We start from the raw sequence: 642 nt of genomic DNA, 5'->3' as shown, positions 1-642 counted from the left end.
GTGCGTTGTGGCAAACCGGATCTTGTTCGAGCGGCAGCAGGTGATCGTCTGGACTGAGGTTCGGGTGCGGCCGTGGGCATGAGAGAACGGGCCCCTTGGTAGTGACGCGGTTACGACACCAGCACGACCAAGGAAGCCCGTTGTCTGATCAGTTGGGCAGTACCACTGTGGCTGCGTCCACTGCGGTCACCCCTGACCATCCCCTCGTAGCGTGAAGCCCGTGATTGCAGGGGAAGTTGGGATTCATGGGGTCCAAGAAGAATCCGCCGTACGACGCCGAGTTCCGCGCGGTGCGCATCGTGGTCGAGACCGGGAGGTCGGCCGGGGAGGTCGCCGAGGAGCTCGGCATCAATCCGGGCACGCTGCACAGCTGGGTGTCGCGGTGGCGGCGCAACGGGACGACGTCCTCGGACCGGCCCGTGCAACCGACAGCCGCCAGTGGCGGTGGCGATGGCGGTCGGCTGCGGGAGGCCGAGCGGGCGGAGCTGGAGCGGCTGCGCCGGGAGATCGGGGAGAAGAACAAGCGGATCCGTGAGCTGGAGATGGAGCGTGATGTCTTCAAGCGATGCATGGGCCTCTGGGTGAAGTGACCGAGAACCCCGACTTCATCAGTAGGCGGGCACACGGGGTCGGCGGATTCTC

At 65.9% G+C, this 642-nt stretch carries 1 protein-coding gene; it reads left to right on the top strand.

Annotated features, from left to right (window positions below; genetic code table 11):
• Nucleotides 1-245 precede the first annotated feature (245 nt).
• Complete coding sequence (locus tag ACRWND_RS30910) at nucleotides 246-590, top strand: transposase (protein ID WP_431955302.1); 345 nt, start codon at nucleotides 246-248, stop codon at nucleotides 588-590.
• Nucleotides 591-642: the final 52 nt, after the last annotated feature.

The organism is Actinacidiphila sp. bgisy167 (assembly GCF_965342175.1).
Classification (GTDB): domain Bacteria; phylum Actinomycetota; class Actinomycetes; order Streptomycetales; family Streptomycetaceae; genus Actinacidiphila.
Note: the sequence above shows the minus strand (reverse complement) of the source record. Positions and strands in the feature narration are given on the sequence as shown.